General features: G+C 62.1%; 20 protein-coding genes. 15 read left to right on the plus strand and 5 right to left on the minus strand.

The window, feature by feature from the left end; all coding sequences use genetic code 11:
* Positions 1–23: 23 nt before the first annotated feature.
* On the minus strand, positions 24–1,340 hold the full coding sequence (locus tag V7080_RS14345; protein WP_334189075.1) for a hypothetical protein: 1,317 nt from the start codon (positions 1,338–1,340) through the stop codon (positions 24–26).
* Positions 1,341–1,598: 258 nt separating this feature from the next.
* On the opposite strand from V7080_RS14345, the gene V7080_RS14350 reads away from it, so the two are divergent.
* The 13 genes from V7080_RS14350 to V7080_RS14410 all read left to right on the plus strand — a co-directional run bounded on the left by V7080_RS14350 (position 1,599) and on the right by V7080_RS14410 (position 11,454).
* On the plus strand, positions 1,599–2,279 hold the full coding sequence (locus V7080_RS14350) for a response regulator transcription factor (RefSeq protein ID WP_334189076.1): 681 nt from the start codon (positions 1,599–1,601) through the stop codon (positions 2,277–2,279).
* Positions 2,280–2,305: 26 nt separating this feature from the next.
* Positions 2,306–3,688 carry an ATP-binding protein gene (locus V7080_RS14355; protein WP_334189077.1) on the plus strand — a complete coding sequence of 461 codons (1,383 nt, stop codon included), beginning with the start codon at positions 2,306–2,308 and terminating at the stop codon, positions 3,686–3,688.
* Between the two features lie 347 nt (positions 3,689–4,035).
* Positions 4,036–4,983, plus strand: a complete 948-nt coding sequence (locus V7080_RS14360) for a fasciclin domain-containing protein (protein WP_334189078.1) — start codon at positions 4,036–4,038, stop codon at positions 4,981–4,983.
* A 214-nt stretch (positions 4,984–5,197) separates the two neighbouring features.
* The gene (locus V7080_RS14365; protein WP_334189079.1) at positions 5,198–5,578 is read left to right on the plus strand and encodes a carboxymuconolactone decarboxylase family protein; all 381 of its coding nucleotides are present in this window, start codon (positions 5,198–5,200) and stop codon (positions 5,576–5,578) included.
* A 111-nt stretch (positions 5,579–5,689) separates the two neighbouring features.
* Entirely contained in the window at positions 5,690–6,307 is a 618-nt protein-coding gene (locus V7080_RS14370; protein WP_334189080.1) for a 3'-5' exonuclease, read from the plus strand.
* 432 nt (positions 6,308–6,739) lie between these two features.
* Complete coding sequence (locus tag V7080_RS14375) at positions 6,740–7,093, plus strand: MmcQ/YjbR family DNA-binding protein (RefSeq protein WP_334189081.1); 354 nt, start codon at positions 6,740–6,742, stop codon at positions 7,091–7,093.
* A gap of 25 nt (positions 7,094–7,118) precedes the next feature.
* On the plus strand, positions 7,119–7,439 hold the full coding sequence (locus V7080_RS14380) for a low molecular weight protein tyrosine phosphatase family protein (protein ID WP_334189082.1): 321 nt from the start codon (positions 7,119–7,121) through the stop codon (positions 7,437–7,439).
* 92 nt (positions 7,440–7,531) lie between these two features.
* Positions 7,532–7,906, plus strand: a complete 375-nt coding sequence (locus tag V7080_RS14385; RefSeq protein WP_334189083.1) for an energy transducer TonB — start codon at positions 7,532–7,534, stop codon at positions 7,904–7,906.
* Positions 7,907–7,979: 73 nt separating this feature from the next.
* Positions 7,980–8,153: a hypothetical protein gene (locus V7080_RS14390; RefSeq protein ID WP_334189084.1), complete on the plus strand. Its 174-nt coding sequence runs from the start codon at positions 7,980–7,982 to the stop codon at positions 8,151–8,153.
* A 4-nt stretch (positions 8,154–8,157) separates the two neighbouring features.
* Positions 8,158–8,448 carry a hypothetical protein gene (locus tag V7080_RS14395; protein WP_334189085.1) on the plus strand — a complete coding sequence of 97 codons (291 nt, stop codon included), beginning with the start codon at positions 8,158–8,160 and terminating at the stop codon, positions 8,446–8,448.
* A gap of 62 nt (positions 8,449–8,510) precedes the next feature.
* Entirely contained in the window at positions 8,511–8,981 is a 471-nt protein-coding gene (locus tag V7080_RS14400; protein ID WP_334189086.1) for a GNAT family N-acetyltransferase, read from the plus strand.
* An 8-nt stretch (positions 8,982–8,989) separates the two neighbouring features.
* The gene (locus tag V7080_RS14405) at positions 8,990–9,703 is read left to right on the plus strand and encodes an LLM class flavin-dependent oxidoreductase (RefSeq protein ID WP_334189087.1); all 714 of its coding nucleotides are present in this window, start codon (positions 8,990–8,992) and stop codon (positions 9,701–9,703) included.
* Positions 9,704–9,948: 245 nt separating this feature from the next.
* Complete coding sequence (locus tag V7080_RS14410; RefSeq protein WP_334189088.1) at positions 9,949–11,454, plus strand: ankyrin repeat domain-containing protein; 1,506 nt, start codon at positions 9,949–9,951, stop codon at positions 11,452–11,454.
* 104 nt (positions 11,455–11,558) lie between these two features.
* Here V7080_RS14410 and V7080_RS14415 read toward each other — a convergent pair whose 3' ends face one another.
* Both V7080_RS14415 and V7080_RS14420 read right to left on the minus strand, forming a co-directional pair.
* Positions 11,559–11,783: a DUF2798 domain-containing protein gene (locus V7080_RS14415; protein WP_334189089.1), complete on the minus strand. Its 225-nt coding sequence runs from the start codon at positions 11,781–11,783 to the stop codon at positions 11,559–11,561.
* A 57-nt stretch (positions 11,784–11,840) separates the two neighbouring features.
* Positions 11,841–12,344: a DUF2938 domain-containing protein gene (locus V7080_RS14420; RefSeq protein WP_442947233.1), complete on the minus strand. Its 504-nt coding sequence runs from the start codon at positions 12,342–12,344 to the stop codon at positions 11,841–11,843.
* 68 nt (positions 12,345–12,412) lie between these two features.
* On the opposite strand from V7080_RS14420, the gene V7080_RS14425 reads away from it, so the two are divergent.
* Together V7080_RS14425 and V7080_RS14430 are read left to right on the plus strand one after the other, a co-directional pair.
* A complete protein-coding gene (locus V7080_RS14425; protein WP_334189091.1) occupies positions 12,413–12,886 on the plus strand; it encodes a helix-turn-helix domain-containing protein in 474 nt (157 codons plus the stop codon).
* Between the two features lie 51 nt (positions 12,887–12,937).
* Positions 12,938–13,420 (plus strand): AAC(3)-I family aminoglycoside N-acetyltransferase, encoded by a 483-nt coding sequence (locus V7080_RS14430; protein ID WP_442947232.1) that lies wholly within the window; start codon positions 12,938–12,940, stop codon positions 13,418–13,420.
* An 85-nt stretch (positions 13,421–13,505) separates the two neighbouring features.
* On the opposite strand, the gene V7080_RS14435 is transcribed toward V7080_RS14430, so the two are convergent.
* Positions 13,506–14,546: a M28 family peptidase gene (locus tag V7080_RS14435; protein ID WP_334189093.1), complete on the minus strand. Its 1,041-nt coding sequence runs from the start codon at positions 14,544–14,546 to the stop codon at positions 13,506–13,508.
* Entirely contained in the window at positions 14,543–15,358 is an 816-nt protein-coding gene (locus V7080_RS14440) for a DUF2243 domain-containing protein (protein WP_334189094.1), read from the minus strand. The genes V7080_RS14435 and V7080_RS14440 overlap by 4 nt, the downstream gene beginning before the upstream one ends.
* Positions 15,359–15,520 lie beyond the last annotated feature (162 nt).

Below are 15,520 nucleotides of genomic sequence, written 5' to 3' on the forward strand. Positions count from 1 at the left end.
CCCATGTACCTGGCCCGGGCCGCTTATTTCAACCTGACGAAATCGACCGGCAGCGACGACTGCGGCACCGTGACGAATGCGTACTGGTTGATGACGGCGGCGATGCACACCACGTTCGGTTCCGGATCGATGACGCGATAGCCGACTTCGATGCGGTCCGGATTCGCGGCTTGCCGCACGGTGGCGATATGCATCCCGCCACACGGATTCGACTCCTGGCCGAGGAAAACGCCCAGTACCATCGTCTTCGAAAAGTCGATGGCGGGCGCCTGCGAAGCGCCGCGTGTGTGCTCGTTCCACAGCGCCTGCCAGCCGGCCGCATCCCTGACGGTGACGAAGCGCTTCTCGTCGATGGCCGAGGCGAATACCGTGGGCGCCAGCGGTTCGAACAGAATGGCGTCGGTGGCGCAGGCTTCGCGCACACCTGCGGCGGCCGCAAGGCGGCTGCGGATTGCACGGACCGTAGCCAGCAAGGGTTCACCGCCGTCGACCGCCGTATTGCAATTGAAATCCAGCCGCTTTTTCCTGCCGTCCTTCTCGACCTCGATCCACTCGACGCCTTCGTCGGCGCAGCCCGGGCAGCCGACGATCACGTCCGGCAACGATGCGAACGAAGCACTGATGGTTTCCCATTCCTTCGCCGACACCTTGCCCCAGATGCCGGTCTCCGGCGTTGCCGAATCGCCGGCATGTTCGGCGCGGAAGAGGGCGCCGTCCTTCGCGATCTCGACCGCGCCTTCGCAGTTGGTCCGGCACATGCCGAACCACCAGCCGCTGCGCACCAGCAGGTCGCCCTGCTGGCGGGCCGGCGCCTTCACGAATTCAACCGGCAAGGTCGACTGCGGGAGGGTAATCAGCACCGCCGGATTGGCGATGCTGGCGATGCACGGCGTGCCGGCCGGCGGTGCCGATTCCCGGTAGGCGACTTCCAGCCGGGCCGGTCCATGCAACTGCTTCACCGAGGCGACCGATATGGAATCGCAGGCGCTGCGGCTGCCGAGGAATACGGCGGCCACCATGTTCGTCGAAAAGTCGATCTTGGGCGCCGGCCGGACCACGACGCCCGGCCCCGCATGCGCATCCCACAACCGGTTCCACTCGTCAAGGTTGCGCGCCGTGGCGGTGCGTGGCTCGGTGATGGCGGAGATCGACAGCGGACCGGACAGGATGTCGAAGGGGATGCCGATATCGCCGGATGCCGCGAATTCGGACGTCGGCGGAACCGGCGCGCCGTTGGTGGCCGTGGTGGCGCCGGGCGCATTGCCGCCTCCGCCGCAGCCGGCGGCGAGCAGGGTGGCCGAAGCCAGCAGGATGGCCTGGAGAATTCGGGTTCTTATCATTTTTTCCTCGAAGATGGATGTGCTTGATGCCGGAACGGTGCCCGGGTTAATCAACAGGAGGCCCAGATACCACGCGGGCTTCCTTGATAGCCCACATCTTAGAGAGCTTCGCCGGCGAAATCTTCCCCGGACTGTGGGGAAGTTGTCATGAATTTGTACCGGTGCGGACAACGCCGGGATGTCGCGAATTTGTACGGGTTTGTACCCAACTGCATTTTCCGCATGGCCTCTTATACAATGCGGGCCAAGGAGAAAATTATGTATCGATTGATGCTCGTCGAAGACGACAGCAAGCTTGCGTCGCTGGTGGCCGAATACCTTGCCGGCTATGAGTTTTCCGTCGATATCGTGAGTCGCGGCGATGCGGCACTGGCGCGCTCCCGCGAGACGCAGCCGGACGTGGTGGTGCTGGACCTTATGCTTCCCGGCCTGGATGGCATGCTGGTGTGCCGCCAGATCCGCGAGATCAGCAATGTGCCGATCCTGATCCTGACCGCCCGCGAGGATGTCTTCGATGAAGTCTCCGGGCTGGAACAGGGCGCCGACGATTACATCAACAAGCCGGTACAGCCGCGCGTCCTGCTCGCCCGCCTGCGCGCATTGCTGCGCCGCGGACAGGAAAAACCCGCCGCGGGCGACCTGGCGTTCGGCGCCTTTCGCGTCTCGAAGGAAGACCGCATCGTGTTCTGGCGCGGCCAGCCGGTCTCGCTCAACAGCAGCGAATACAAGCTGCTGCTGGTGCTGGCCGAATCCGCCGGGCAGGTGTTGTCCCGCAACGATATCCTCAAGAAAATGCGGGGCATCGAATTCGACGGCCTCGACCGCAGCATCGACAATTGCGTATCGCGCCTGCGCCGCAAGTTCGACGATCCCGACGGCGAAAAAATCAAGACCGTATGGGGCGAGGGGTATCTCTTCAGCCCTTCCGCCTGGGACTGAGGCACAGGACTGCCGCACGCCGATCCATGAACCGCATCTTCTACCGGATCTTTCCGCTGATCGTGCTGGCGATTGCCGTCGCGGCGGTTGCCATCTACTTCCTGCTCAGCCGCCTGTTCGGCGACCCGCTGGAAGACATCGCCCGCAAGCAGGCCGCCGGTCCCATCTTCCTGCTTGAGCAGTACATCGACCAGGCGCCGCCCGACGAGTGGCTGGTGCGGCTGAACAAGGTCCGGGAAGTGTCCGGCCTCAGCCTCGAACTCGTTCCGCTGGACACCGCGCTGCCGGCGCTCGACGACGCCCGGCGCGGCGCGCTCGAGCGCGGCAACATCGTGCTCGACATCGGCGGCAAATCGCTGCTGCGCCGCGTCGACCTTGCTGGCGAACGCTATGTCGGCAGCGAGGACGAGGTGCTGCACGTGCGCAACCTGCCGATCGACGTTGGCCTGGAACTCAAGATGGAAGCGCTGCGCTACCTCGTCGTCGCCTTGTGCGTGCTCGTCCCGATCGCCCTGTGGTCACGCTCGCACTGGCTGGAATTGCTCTCACTGTCGCAGGTAGCGGACCGGTTCGGCGAAGGCCGGCTATCGGTGCGCGCCAGGACGAAAAAGGCGTCCGGGCTGTATCCGCTGTCGCTGCGCATGAACCAGATGGCGGAACGCATCGAAAGCCTGCTCGGCGCGCACCGTGACCTGCTTCACTCCGTATCGCATGAAGTGCGAACCCCCATCGCACGTATCGAATTCAGCCTGGAACTGCTGCGCGACGCCGCCGGCCCCGACGAACGCGAGGCGCGCATCCGGCTCATGGAAGACGACCTGCGCGAACTCAATGGCCTCGTCAATGAGCTGCTGCAGCTGACGCGGCTGGACCAGCCGCAGGCCGCCCGGGCACAGCGGTTTTCGCTCGCGGAGACGCTGCACGACAGTGCCGCCCGTCTTGAACACGCGTTTGCCGGCAAGCGCTTCGCGCAGGAGCTGCCGGAGGACCTCGGCGACATGGCCGGCGACCGGCGCCTGGTCGCCCGCGCCATCGGCAACCTGCTTGCCAACGGCGCAAAGTATGCGCACCGCGAAGTGCGGCTGTCGGCCTCTTCGTCAGCCCCGGCATCTTCTGCACCGGGCGGCGATGGCGACTGGATCGAGGTGATCGTCGAAGACGATGGTCCGGGCATCCCGGCAGACGCCCGCGAACGCATCTTCGAACCCTTCTACCGGCTCGACCGCAGCCGCGACCGCGCCACCGGCGGCTTTGGCCTCGGCCTGGCGATCGCCCGCAAGGCCGTTCAGCTGCATGGCGGCACGATCACCGTCGCCGACTCCCCGCTCGGCGGTGCGAAGTTCATCCTGCGCCTGCCGCGCGGCATGGCGTCCGGCGCACGCTTACCCGAAACCGCCAGCCGGAATTAATCGCCACGCATCCAGCGCCCGCCCACCGGCCGTTCCTGGCCGGGACTGCCATTTGACTAGAACAAACACAGCGCAGTGTCGAGCCGCAGAAAATGCCGTAGCCAGCCAATCTTTTAAGAATAACCTGCATTGAAAAGCTGATTTGCTTGCCTGTTCAGCAATAAAGCACCGAAAATCGAGGTGTAATTTCGCTTTTGACGAACATTTGTCTTGGACAAAAGTGGTATAGTTTGCGCCAGATCAAGGGTTCGAAATCCTACCTTCCTACACTTGGCAACACGCGGCCCTACCGCACCCAGACCTGAAACGGCGTACCGCCTTTTCCTTTACCACTCCAGGAGACCAACATGAAGTTCGGAAAATATTTTTTTGCGTTGTTGTCCGCGACGCTGATCAGTGCGTGCGGCGGCGATGACGACGATCCGGCCCCGGTAGCCGCCAGCACCATCGACAAGGTTGCCCAGGAGCGTGGTTTCAATGCCCTGCTGGCAGCCGCCACCAAGGCCGAACTGGGCGGGACCCTGTCGGATGCCAATGCCCGCCTGACGGTGTTCGCGCCGACCGATGCTGCCTTCAACAGCCTGGCAACCAGCCTTGGCTTCAGCAACGCCACCGCCATGGTCAACGCACTGCCGCCGGCCGCATTGCGCAACATCCTTACCTATCACGTGCTGCCGACCCGGAAGCCGGCCTCGGAACTCGGCGCGACAGCACAATCGACCCAGACCACCAGCTACAGCTTCGCGGGCGCACCGGCCACGCTCCGCCTGGAAACCCAGGGCGGCGTAAGGATCACCGACGCGGCGCTCACCACCGCCACCGTGACGGCGGCGGACGTCGCTGCAAGCAACGGTGTCATCCACGCGGTCGACAAGGTTCTCGTCCCGCCCGGCGTGCTGAATGTCGTGCAGATGGCCCAGGTCAATCCGCAGTTCTCCTCACTGGTCAGCGCGGTCGTCAGCGCGAACCTGCAGGGCACACTGTCCGGCGCCGGTCCGTTCACTGTCTTCGCACCGACCAACGCCGCCTTCGCCGCCGCGCCGACCGGCCTGACGACGCCGCAACTGACCACGGTGCTTACCTATCACGTACTCGGTTCGCAGGTGCTCGCCGCCCAGATCCCGTTCGGCACGCCGGTGACGACCGTCGCCAACCAGCCGATCACCATCAATGCCGGCACGCCACCGACCATCACCGACACGACAGCAACCCGGGCACGCATTAACGCAACCGATGTCCGCGCCAGCAACGGAGTCATCCACGTGATCGATAAGGTATTGATACCTGCCCTGTAATCTCCGGCAGTTCGCCGCTCCTCCGTCCGGTTTCCGGACTTTGCCCCCGCCACGGATGCCCATGCCGTCGCGGGGGCTTTTTTCGCCTTTCGCCAGCGGCGGCTATACTTTCGGACCGCTGCTTCCTCCTTCCGGCAAGGTCTTCCCGGAGGAATGCAAATCCGGCAACTCGCCGGCAACGTGATTGACCAACCCATCGACCAAGGACACCACCATGGATCAGCAATTCGAAGACGGCCTGAAGATGCGCAAGCAGGTAATGGGCGAGGAATTCGTCGCAAAAGCCTTCGGCACCGCCACCGACGTCACCATGCCGCTGCAGGAATTTGTCACCCGCAACGCATGGGGAACGGTCTGGTGCCGCGACGGCCTCGACCTCAAAACCCGCAGCCTGATCACCCTGTCGATGCTCACCGCGCTCGGCCGCACGCAGGAACTGAAAGGCCACCTGCGCGGCGCGGTCAACAACGGCGCCAGCCTGAAGGAAATCCAGGAAGTGCTGCTGCACGCCGCCGTCTACTGCGGCGCGCCGCTCGCGGTGGACGCATTCCGCGCGGCCGGAGAAGTGCTCACGGAACTCGGCGTCGAGAAATAGTTCCAAGCGGATTGCACTGGCGCCGGAGCAGAAAACATTGCTCCGGCGCCCGCGTCGCCGGCGGAGCCCTCCCTGCCGTGCTCTCTTCTTAGGCACTCCTGAAAGCAATACATGTTCGACCAACCGATCGTCATGATCGACTTTGAAACCACCGGCATGAGCCCGGTCATGGGCGACCGCATCACCGAGGTCGCGGCCCTGCGCATCGCCGACGGCAAAATCGTCGACCGCTTCGTCTCGCTGGTCAATTGCGGCGTGCGGGTCCCATCCTTCATCACCCAGCTCACCGGCATCACCCAGCGCATGGTCGACACTGCGCCCTGCGTCTCGAAAGTGGTGCCGGAATTGCTGCGCTTCATCGGCAACGACGCGCTGTCGGCGCACAACGCCAGCTTCGACGAACGCTTCCTGCAGGCGGAAAGCCGGCAACTCGGCCTGCAGCCCGGGCATGAGCGCCTCATTTGCTCGCTGAAGCTATCGCGGCGGATCTTCCCCGGCATGCACAGCTACAAGCTGTCCGCACTGTCCTCATCCCTCGGCATCCGCTTCCAGGGCAGCGCCCACCGTGCCGAAGCCGACGCGGAAGTCAGCGCACAACTGCTGATGCACATCGGCGACCATCTCGGCAAAACCTACGGCGTGCCGCGCATCGCGCCTGCGCTACTGGACCGCGTTAATCGGGTCAGTGCGGCGAAGGTGCCGGGCATGTTGCGGAAGGAATTTTCCTAGACCTGTCCGTGCCAGTCATGCGCCTGGCTGATTCCAGCAGGCGCGACTTCCAGCATCGCCTTGCCTTGAACCGAGGTACGTACAGTCCTGATGCTGGCTATCCTCGACACAAAGCGCCAATGCAGGTATCCAAGGAAGCGCCTGCATGTTCATCGCACCCCTATCTTCGGGATGGCGTAAGTCATGGGAGCCGATGTACTATCTTGCCCAACCGACATTCATGCGTCCGGCAGGCATGGTTATTCGCCGGCATGTCTGAAACGTAGCACCGAACCCAGCGAGCTAAACGTTGTGACAAAGCGTGATGCGGCGTAATGCCTTTCACGACTCGGTCGTGCCGTTTGCGGATACGGCAACGTTCTTGCACGTCACGTCGCCGTTTCGCCAATCATTTAATGATGAATAAATTAGTTAAGCCGTTAGGAACGTCAAATGGATGTTGCCGCCGTCAAAGATCACTGCAGCCGTTACCCCGGCGCCTCGTCAAAATTGTTCGGGCCGCCCAGCAACGTGCTTGTCTACTATGTTGGTGGTAAAAAGTTCGCCTACTTCAAGACAAGCGAGCCTGAAAAGTGGCGCTTCAGTATTCGTACCACCCCGGAGCGCTTCCTGGAATTGACCGACGTAGCCGGCATCAAACCAGCCCGTTACATGGCCAGGTTCCACTGGGTCACCATCGTGGATGTCGGTACAGTCCCGGCCGACTACCTTCAGGAGTTGATTGACTGGTCTTATAACAAGGCGATCACTCGCCCCAGAGCGGCGGCAGTCCGGCGTCGTGGGTGAGCACGTAAGGTTTTCCCATTCGATTATGCGTGTACTGTTCGTTTGCAGCCAAAACAAGCTGAGAAGCCCGACAGCGGAGCAGGTCTTTTCTCAGCAACCCGGGATAGATGCCTTATCGGCAGGGACTAACCATGACGCCGAGATTCCGGTAACCGCTGAATTAATCGACTGGGCGGATAAGATTTTTGTCATGGAAAATCTGCATCGCGAGAAACTCCAGAAGCGTTTTAAAAAATCCATCAATGGAAAGAAAATTGTATGCCTGGGAATCCCGGACAATTACGGCTATATGGATGAGGAGCTTGTGAGCATTCTGAAAAGAAAAGTCTTGCAGTTTCTGACGTGATGCAATGCCTTACATCCAGGTCAACGAAGGTGGCCAGGCCGCCAATCATCTGCCACGCTAAAGCAACGATCAAACTGACTCACAAAAAATCAATGAAATACTTTTCAGCGATCTTTTTCCTTCTCTCGGCTATTACCTGCCAAGCACAGGAGATGCCGAATCAAGCGACGAATTATGTTGTAGCCCCGAATCCGGTTTATTTGCCGGTGTCCATGAAGCTGGGGGAAGAAGGGTTGGTGATGGTGCGTGTCTTGCTGAACGTAAGTGGCGAAGTCGAAGGTGTGGGCCTGCATAAAACAAGCGGATTCTCGCGTCTCGACGATTCGGCATTGGCGGCAGTCGCGAAAGCCAAATTTCAACCCTATCGTGCCAACGGCGCGGCAATGCGCGCAACCTTCCTGGTGCCGGTGAAGTTCCAGCTGGAGCCACCTGCATCACCGGCTGACGAAGTACGCCGAAGCGAATGAGCAAATCGCATCACTTGTTGTTCATCGCCGGCCGGTTGGCGTCAAGCCGGTTCGCTTCATCGTAGGAGCGCCCGTGAAGCGCGCGCTCATCGCCATTGTCGAATCCCTGCCTGGCTTCCTCGCGCTCGCGATGTTCGCATCTTTTGCGTTTGCGAACGGCCCACCGACCGACGAACGCCAGGTTGCCGCCTTCAAGCCGGGCGGTTCGCTGGCAAATCGGCCGACGCCTGTTTGCTTCCCGGGTTAAGCATATGACCAAGCGGATACGCCTGGCCATGTGGGGTTCCTTCCTTCTGCTGCACCTGCTTGCCGTTGCATATCCATCTGATGCGATTGCGCCTGCGGTGGCTGGTTCAATCTACGTGCCGCTTGCTGCGTTGAACCATTTTGGTATGTCGGTTTTCGTGGAGTCGGAGTCTGGTGGCTGGCCTGCGCCATCGGTATTCGGATGGGGAATCGTTGCTGCAACGTGGGCGATGCTGTGGTGGGGCGTCGCCTCATTCATCGGCTATGTTGCAGGAAGGCGAACCGGACATGGTTGACTTGCCGCCCGTAGAGGTTCGCGCCACGCGTTGCCGTTTTCACAGACCTTAGTTCACTGTTTATGTCCGGAATTCTTGCAATCGAGCCGCTCGCGCTGCATCCGCAAGCCATTCCCATTCTATGCGAATGGTTCGAGGCCGAGTGGCCTTCCTACTATGGCCCGGATGGTCCGGGCTCCGCACAGAACGACCTTCATGCGTACGCAAATCAAGGAAGCCTGCCGGTCGGCGTCGTAGCACTCGATGCCGGCAAGGTCTGCGGTGTCGCGGCGCTGAAGGTGGAGTCGATTGCAAGCCATCGGCACCTCCTGCCATGGGCTGCCGCCGGAATCGTTCATCCTTCTCTGCGCGGACAGGGTATCGGACGTTTGCTGCTGTACGCGCTTGAGCAGGAAGCACGCAAGCTGGGTTTCGATCGCATCTACTGCGGCACCAGCACGGCACATGGGCTTCTGCAACGCAGTAACTGGGAGTTGATCGAGTTCATTGATCACGAAGGTGAATTTCTTGGCATCTTCAGTACATCACTCTGACCCCGTTAATGCAGGCTGTCGCGACACTGGACGACAGGTATCCGGAAAGATTCTGGTTCTCCGTCGGCAGCGGCGAGGCGCTGAACGAAATGATCACCGGCGCCGCGTGGCCCCGGAAGCAGGATCGCCAACAGCGCCTGAATGAATGCATCGGTGTAATACGCGCGTTGTGGCGCGGCGAAACCGTGGATCACCAGGGTGTGGTCACTGTCCAGGGCGCGAGATTGTATTCGCTGCCTGCAACACCTCCCAAGCTCATTGCCGCCTGCTTGACGGAAGAATCGGCGCGGTGGGCAGGACAATGGGCGGACGGCCTCGTTACCGTCAGCCAGGACGAGGCCAGCATGAAAGCGATCGTCCATGCTTTCCGGGAAGGTGGTGGCGACGGCAAGCCGATGTACTTGCAAGTGGTTCTGTCATTCGCATCGACGCGGGAGGAAGCCGCGCAGGCCGCCCACCATGAATGGCGGCAGGCCTGCCTGGATAGAAATGCGCTTACGGATCTTGATTCGCCACGGGCATTCGACAGCGCAACGGCGAGCCTGCGCCGGCAGGATATGGGGAACAGCATACGCATCTCGGACAGTATCGCGCAGCATGCGGACTGGCGGGCGCAGGATGCTGCGCTTGGTTTCGAGCGGCTTCACCTGCACAACGTGCATCGCGATCAACAACGGTTCATCGATGAGTATGCCCGGCATGTCATGCCCTCATTCACCTGAGGTGCTTACGCCGCAGTGCTGCAGTACCCGTGCGCCGTCGAATACCCCATTTTGCCGTGAACTTGCCTCAATCCCGGTGTCTACTGTTTGATGGCGTCGGCTCGTGGATTCCGGCGGGCATATTTCGGCATGGTGCCCACGAAGCGATGCAATGTGTCGTGCTGGAAGGCAAGGCAGCCTGCTGAAGAGGCGAGGCAGCCTGCTGAAGAGGCAAGGCGCATTAAACGATGAAAGAAGGAATCAGCATGAGCGAATTGAGTGAAGTGGATGACCGGTTGATCGATGCAATCGTGGAGTGTGATTCCGCCGGAGTAAGCGCGTGCCTTGCACAAGGCGGCAACGTCGGTGTCGCGGATGTAAATAGTTGGACGCCGGTACATTTTGCTGCGGCCTGCGGCGCGCCGGCGGTGATGTCGCATCTGATCGGGGCTGGCGGCGATGTGCACGGCAAGACCGCGGATGGCAGCACGCCGCTCATGATCGCTTCCAACCTTGGCCACAAGGATCTCGTCAGTTTGCTGCTTGCGTCGGGAGCCGACGTGCATGAACGCGACCAGATGGGGGCGACGGCCCTGATCTATGCGTCCAATAATGGGCATGCGGACGTCGTCAGACTGCTGCTGGAAGCCGGCAGCAATGCACTGGACAAAGAAAACGATGGCATGACGGCCTTGCACACCGCGGCCAATAGCGGCCATCCGGAGACGGTGCATGTTCTGCTTGATGCGGGTGTACCCGCGGACGAGCTGGACAAGTACGGGATGACGGCGCTCCTGATGGCTGCCGGCAACGGGCATGCCGACGTGGTGGACCTGTTGCTCAAGTCGGGCAGCGATGTGCATATGCAGGATGAACTGGGGTACACCGCCTTGCATTGGGCCGCGAATTACGGAAATACGGAAGTCGTCCGGATGTTGCTTGCCGCGAATGCGGATGTGCATGCGCTCGAAAGTGACAGCATGACGGCGTTGCACCAGGCGTCGATCGGTGGTCATGTCGCCGTCATGCAATTGCTTGTCGAAGCGGGCGCCGATGTGAATTCACAGGACAGCAGCGGATGGACGGCATTGCATTTCTCAGCGGGCAGCGGCGCCACGGAGGCCGCGCGTCTGCTCATCGACAGCGGAAGCAAAGTCCACATACGCGGTATGGATGGGTGGACCGCGCTCCATCTTGCCGCCAGTAACGGTGATGCGGAGATTTGTCGTTTGCTGCTGGAGGCCGGGAGCGACGTCTTGGAGCGGGGTGACAGCGGATGTACGCCGCTGCATCTTGCGGCCGACGGCTGCCATGCCGACATCGTCCGCCTGCTGCTTGCGGCGGGAGCGGATCCGGCCGACAAGGAAAACGATGAATTCACACCGCTGCATCTGGCGGCGTTCAATAATGACACGGACACGATCGGGCTACTGCTGGCGAAAGGAGCGCCTGTGGACAGCCAGGACGATGAAGGATGCACGCCGCTGCACTTCGCGGCGAGCGAGGGACACGCGGACGCCGCACGCATGTTGCTCGAGGCGGGCGCCAGCCCGCATGCGAAAGACATGGATGCCTGGACTCCGCTCCATTTTGCAACGAGGTACGGACATGCCGACCTGGCAAGGCAGCTTCTCAATGCCGGCGCGTCGCTAGATGAGACGGATAATCATGGCGAGACACCCGAAATGGTCGCCGCCGATGATCCGCAGATGCTCTCGGTGTTTGTGACGGCGAAGGCCGGGCAAAGCGGCGCATCATCATCGCCGACGTAGGGTGTGCCGTGAGAACGGCAGCCGTTGCACCGGCTGGATGACTTGCCGGACTCCGCCGATGCCGCGGCATCGGGTCCGGCCTCGCCGTCGCCCTCATGCCGGTGTCATGCCGTGATCCGCCCGACAATCCGCCGCACCCACGGCGCCACTACCGCGACGGTCGGAAACGCGATCGGCCATGTCGCGATGCAACTTCGTAGCCATTGCGCAGGAAGTCCTGGATGGATCCCCTGCGATGTAATGAGGACAAAAGCCGAGACGATGGACACCATGATGGCCGAGAGCAGGGCGCTGAAGACGATCGGTGCAAAGCGGGCTGGAATACGCATGTCATTCTCCTGGGTGGGTGTGCAAAATCAATTGACGGCTGTTCATCGGACGCGCCTTCATGCGACGTGCAGCAGGCGTGCGATCCAGCCCGCCGCATAAAGGCCGACGCCGAATATCGTATGGGTGATGAGGCTCTGCAGCCGGGCGGCGGCCGGGCGCGGTGTGCGCGAGGCGGCGATGCCGGCGCCCATTCCCGGCTGCATCAGGAAGAACGGTGCCGTCACCGTGCCGATGCCGACGATCAGGGCGGCGTGGAGTGTCGGCTGCCGTACCCATGCAAGCCCCCAGATGCCGACCAGCAATGCGGCGAAGACAATGCCGGTCAGATAATGGGCAGTCCAGCCGATCAGGCGCTCTCCGGGCACGGCGGGCGATGCCGCGATGGATGCGTGGCGAAAACGTCCGCGCGCCATGTGCGCCAGCCAGCGCCCCACGAGGCCGTAGTCCGGCGGGGCGAGCCCGAGCAGCGGTTTGCGCGCGATGCCCCACAGATCCATCACCGCCGTCGCGCCTAGCCCGGTGATCAATACGCTTATCAGGTAGTCCATGATTTCCTCCAGATGTTTGCCTTGATGAAGAACTGCTGGTAGCGTACAACTTCAAGTCAACTTGAAGTCAAGAGGTTGCGATGGACATTTCCGAAGTGGCGCAGCGATCCGGCGTTCCCGCCTCCACCTTGCGTTTCTACGAAGAGAAGGGCCTGATCGTTTCCGTCGGCAGGCGGGGCCTGCGCCGCCTGTTCTCGCCGGATGTGCTGGAACGACTGGCATTGATCGCGCTGGGGCGTACGGCCGGTTTTTCACTGGACGAGATTGCGCGCATGTTCGCGCCGGACGGACTGCCGCAGATCGACCGGAAAATGCTCGCCCGCAAGGCAGACGAACTTGACCGGACGATTCGCACCTTGAGCGCCGTGCGTGACGGCCTGCGGCATGCCGCCGTGTGTCCCGCACCGAGCCACATGGAGTGCCCGACGTTCCGGCGCCTGCTGGGCATGGATGCTTCCGGGACGGTCGGCACGCAGGACAGGAAGCCGTCGCCGGCGAAGCGGAAGCCGGATAAAAAGCCACAGGTGCGCCGTCCGCGGCGGGCCGTCGCCTGAGCTGCTTCAATGACGCCGCAATGCAATCACCGTGCAATCAAGGAGATGTCAATGGCTGTTTCCAATCTCTTCACCATCCGCCGGCTTTCCCGCAATGACACTGTCTTAATGAATGGCATGCTGACCGCCTTCGGAGAGGCGTTCAACGAGGTGGACACGTATGGAAAGAGCCGGCCTGGTGCCGCCTATCAGCAGCGGCTCCTCGGCAGCGACTATTTCATTGCACTTGTCGCCCTGAAAGGCAGTGAGGTCGTGGGCGGCATCGCCGCATACGAGCTGATGAAGTTCGAACAGGAGCGCAGCGAGATCTATATTTACGACCTGGCGGTCTCGGCGGCGCACCGGCGTGAAGGCATCGCCACGGCATTGATTCAGGAACTCAAGGAAATCGCGGCGGCGCGGGGCGCCTATGTCGTCTTCGTGCAGGCCGACCACGGCGACGATCCGGCCATCGCGCTGTACACGAAACTGGGCATGCGCGAGGATGTGCTGCACTTCGATATCCCGGTTGACGGTGGCAAAGGCGCCTCGTGAATCCGGATAACATGCGATGCACGTTTCGACATTTCCGCAGTCGGCGTCATCAGCATCCACATGCAATGTGCCGCACTGTCCCAGCCTATCGCGCTCCCGCAAGCTCCCGCACGATCGCTTCGATACCCTTGACCACCCGCGCCGTGCGTTCGTAGTCGATCTTGTCCGGCGTGTCCTGCGCGGTGTGGTAATGCGGGTAGCGGTAGGGCGCGGTGTCGGTAATCATGATGGCCGGATAGCCGTATTGCCGGTAGGCCCAATGGTCCGACCAGTCGATGCCGGGTATCGCCGACGGCGCGGCGATGCCTTCCGATGGAAAGGCGGCATGCTTGCGGAAGGCCGCGATGGCCTGGTGCACCAGCGAGCGCGATCCCATATCGCCGACGAAGCCGATGAAATTGCCCGCATCCGGATACAGCGCATCCAGCGGCGGCGGATAGTGCTGGCTGCCTTTCTCATCCGAGTAATAACCGATCGTTTCCAGGGACAGCATGGCCGTCACCTTGCGCCCGCGCGATGCCAGGTCGCGCGCATGCACATGGCTGCCCATCTGCTCGCTCTTGAAGTAGGGCGGCTCTTCGTTGACGAACAGCACCAGCTTCAGTTCCTTTGTATCGGGCAGTGCCGCGCCTCTCAGCGACCGCGCGAGTTCGATCACCGCCGCCGTGCCGGACCCATTGTCGTTGGCGCCCGGCGCACCGATGACGGAGTCGTAGTGCGCGCCGACCACGATGATGTCCCGTTGCGCTTCGCTTCCTTTGCCGGCGATCGACACTTCCAGGTTGCGCACCGGCTTGCCGTCCGCCTCGAACTCCTGGCTCTTCACGGCGAACCCGTAGCCGCTCAGCGTGCGGTCGATATAGCGTGCGGCTTCTTCCAGTTCCCGATGGCGGACGACGTTGTGCTCGGTGCTTGCGATCGCCGTCACATGCGTGCGCAGCCGTGCGGCGAGCTCGCGTTCCTCCGCTGTCCAGACAGGCAGCGGTCCCTTGTGCGAAACGCCCGGCATCGCCGCAATGGCGCCCAGGCCGCCGCCTGCAAGCGCCACGATGCCCAGTACCGGCGCGAGTACCGGTCCGAGGATGGCGCCGCCCATGCCGGCGAGACGCCTGAAGAACGGTCTCATGTCGCGTCACCCGAACGACGCGTCGACAGGAAGCTCGCGCATCCGGCCGGCAGCAGGGTGCCGCTGACGAACATCGCGCCGTGGCGGTAAAAATCCTGTGCATTGCTGTTTGCGCCGAGCGCGAATACCCATACGTCGCCGCGCGCGTTGTTCCATACGATGCGCGCATCGTTGTGCGGCAATGCCGCCAGGAGTTGCGCCGGTGTCGCGCCCGGCCGCAAGAGTACGGTAGCGGTCGGCACCATGCCCGTGCCGGCCGGCGGCATGGCGCTGGCGGCGGCACCGGCGGCGGTGATCACCGCGAGGACCGACGCGACGGTGCGGCCCTTGCCTTCCGACAGGCCGGTGCGCCGCCGCAACAGGATCCCGGCTGCGATGAACAGCACGCCGAACACCGCGAACCAGAGCAGGTCCCAGAACAGCGGATTCGGCGAATCCATCCGGATGCGATGGATGCCGGTAAGCCAGTGCGACAGCAGCGCATCCACCACATGCCACGCGCCGAAACCGATCAGGGCATTGGCGATCAGCAGGCGGCCCGATCCATTGCGCCCCAGCCAGGCGCGGGCGCGCATCAGCATCCAGATGCCGATCAATGCGATGACATACATTCCCGCATGGAACAGGCCGTCAGCCAGTATCTGCATGCGCAGATCGGTGAACGGTTCCCGGTCCACGCCGCTCAGCAGATGATGCCATTGCAGGATCTGGTGCAGCAGGATGCCGTCAAAGAAGCCGCCAAGGGCAAAGCCGGTCAGGTAGCCCCCCTTGTTGAAGATGCGTTGTTCGATGGCGATTGGCAGGGTGTGCATGGGTGTCTTCAGGGTGAAAAGTTCGATAACGCCAGGAGGCATGTAGAAAAAACTTCTTTCCCCTCGTAGGGAAAGGTTGGATGGGGCGGCCTGCGTAGGGGTGATGAAGTTGAGCCACCCCTGAACGGCTCCTTCCCCCTTTCAGGGGGAAGGTTGGGATGG

The sequence above is a fragment of the Noviherbaspirillum sp. genome (assembly GCF_036846085.1).
Classification (GTDB): domain Bacteria; phylum Pseudomonadota; class Gammaproteobacteria; order Burkholderiales; family Burkholderiaceae_D; genus Noviherbaspirillum.

Coding starts and splice junctions, on each gene's coding strand:
- V7080_RS14425 (WP_334189091.1), top strand. CDS start 12,413: ATGGACATTTCCGAAGTGGCGCAGCGATCCGGCGTTCCCGCCTCCACC.
- V7080_RS14435 (WP_334189093.1), bottom strand. CDS start 14,546: ATGAGACCGTTCTTCAGGCGTCTCGCCGGCATGGGCGGCGCCATCCTC.
- V7080_RS14400 (WP_334189086.1), top strand. CDS start 8,511: ATGTCCGGAATTCTTGCAATCGAGCCGCTCGCGCTGCATCCGCAAGCC.
- V7080_RS14395 (WP_334189085.1), top strand. CDS start 8,158: ATGACCAAGCGGATACGCCTGGCCATGTGGGGTTCCTTCCTTCTGCTG.
- V7080_RS14345 (WP_334189075.1), bottom strand. CDS start 1,340: ATGATAAGAACCCGAATTCTCCAGGCCATCCTGCTGGCTTCGGCCACC.
- V7080_RS14375 (WP_334189081.1), top strand. CDS start 6,740: ATGGATGTTGCCGCCGTCAAAGATCACTGCAGCCGTTACCCCGGCGCC.
- V7080_RS14415 (WP_334189089.1), bottom strand. CDS start 11,783: ATGCGTATTCCAGCCCGCTTTGCACCGATCGTCTTCAGCGCCCTGCTC.
- V7080_RS14430 (WP_442947232.1), top strand. CDS start 12,938: ATGGCTGTTTCCAATCTCTTCACCATCCGCCGGCTTTCCCGCAATGAC.
- V7080_RS14360 (WP_334189078.1), top strand. CDS start 4,036: ATGAAGTTCGGAAAATATTTTTTTGCGTTGTTGTCCGCGACGCTGATC.
- V7080_RS14365 (WP_334189079.1), top strand. CDS start 5,198: ATGGATCAGCAATTCGAAGACGGCCTGAAGATGCGCAAGCAGGTAATG.
- V7080_RS14370 (WP_334189080.1), top strand. CDS start 5,690: ATGTTCGACCAACCGATCGTCATGATCGACTTTGAAACCACCGGCATG.
- V7080_RS14380 (WP_334189082.1), top strand. CDS start 7,119: ATGCGTGTACTGTTCGTTTGCAGCCAAAACAAGCTGAGAAGCCCGACA.
- V7080_RS14385 (WP_334189083.1), top strand. CDS start 7,532: ATGAAATACTTTTCAGCGATCTTTTTCCTTCTCTCGGCTATTACCTGC.
- V7080_RS14440 (WP_334189094.1), bottom strand. CDS start 15,358: ATGCACACCCTGCCAATCGCCATCGAACAACGCATCTTCAACAAGGGG.
- V7080_RS14410 (WP_334189088.1), top strand. CDS start 9,949: ATGAGCGAATTGAGTGAAGTGGATGACCGGTTGATCGATGCAATCGTG.
- V7080_RS14350 (WP_334189076.1), top strand. CDS start 1,599: ATGTATCGATTGATGCTCGTCGAAGACGACAGCAAGCTTGCGTCGCTG.
- V7080_RS14355 (WP_334189077.1), top strand. CDS start 2,306: ATGAACCGCATCTTCTACCGGATCTTTCCGCTGATCGTGCTGGCGATT.
- V7080_RS14405 (WP_334189087.1), top strand. CDS start 8,990: ATGCAGGCTGTCGCGACACTGGACGACAGGTATCCGGAAAGATTCTGG.